This window comes from Streptococcus mitis subsp. hohhotensis (genome assembly GCF_020089495.2).
Classification (GTDB): Bacteria; Bacillota; Bacilli; order Lactobacillales; family Streptococcaceae; genus Streptococcus; species Streptococcus hohhotensis.
In genome coordinates, this window is the sequence record NZ_JAIRCA020000026.1 from 8,413 (window position 1) to 9,995 (window position 1,583).

A 1,583-nucleotide genomic window follows, 5' to 3' on the forward strand; every position below is an offset into this window, starting at 1 on the left:
TACAGAAGAAGTTGTAGTCAAAGTTCCAGTTAAAATTCAACGCGATACAGATGGAGACGGTATTCCAGATGTTAAAGATCCAGACGATGATAACGATGGAATTCCAGATGAGGAAGAAATCAAAAATGGAACAGATCCTAAGACACCAACAACTCAAACTCCTACAATCGAAATTACTCAACAACCAAATGGAGATGCGATTGTAACGCCTAAGAAACCAGATGGAAAACCATACCCACCAGGAACTAAGGTAGAAATTCCAGGAGAAAATGGTCCAATCACTGTTGAAATCGGTCAAGATGGTAAAGGTAAAGTACCAAATGACAATCTTCCTAAGAAAGCTGTCCCAGGAAAAGGAACAGTAACAGAACCGAATAAGAACCCATCAAAACCAGTAGATGTAACAACACCAGCTCATAAGGCACCAACACTAGATGTTGAACAAGATCCTAAGACTGGAGACGTAACAGTAACACCGAAGAAACCAGATGGATCACCATTCCCATCAGGAACTAAGGTAGAAATCCCAGGTAAAGATAAGGATCACCCAATCATTGTTACCATCGGTGAAGACGGAAAAGGTAAAGTACCAAACAGTGAATTACCAGAAGGTAAAGTTCCAGGAACAGGTAAGATTACAGAACCAGGTAGACCAACAGAAGAAGTTCCAGTAACAACACCAGCTCATAAGATACCAAAACTAGAGTTGGATCAAGATCCTAAGACAGGTGATGTAACAGTAACTCCTAAGAAACCAGGAGGAGGAACATACCCACCAGGAACTAAGGTAGAAATTCCAGGTAAAGATAAAGACCACCCAATCACAGTCACAATCGATGAAGAAGGTAAAGGTAAAGTACCAAACGCTGAATTACCAGAAGGAAAAGTACCAGGAACAGGTAAGATTACAGAGCCAGGAAAACCAACGGAAGAAGTTCCAGTAGAAACACCAGGTAAGATAATACCGGGTGCTCCAACAACAGAACAACCAGTTGAGATTGAAATTAATCAAAAACCAAATGGTGATGCAGTAGTAACGCCTAAGAAAGAAGATGGAAAACCATACCCACCAGGAACTAAGGTAGAAATTCCAGGTGAAGATAAAGATGGTAACCCAATTACAATCACCGTTACGATTGGAGACAATGGTTCAGGTGAAGTACCAAATGACAATCTTCCTAAGAAAGCTGTCCCAGGTACAGGAACAGTAACAGAACCTAAGAAGAACCCATCACAACCAGTTCCAGTAACAACACCAGCTCATAAGACACCAAAACTAGAGTTGGAACAAGATCCTAAGACAGGTGACGTAACAGTAACACCTAAGAAACCAGATGGGTCAACATTCCCACCAAAAACTAAGGTAGAAATCCCAGGTAAAGATAAGGATCACCCAATCACAGTAACAATCGGTGAAGACGGAAAAGGTAAAGTACCAAACGCTGAATTACCAGACGGTAAAGTACCAGGAACAGGTAAGATTACAGAACCAGGTAGACCAACAGAAGAAATTCCAGTTGAAACACCGGCTCATAAGACACCAAAACTAGAGTTGGAACAAGATCCTAAGACTGGAGACGTAA

1 pseudogene is annotated in these 1,583 nt (G+C 41.3%); it reads left to right on the plus strand.

Annotated elements, in window-relative coordinates:
* Nucleotides 1-1,583, plus strand: a pseudogene (locus K4Z77_RS08945) (hypothetical protein); the annotation flags it as partial.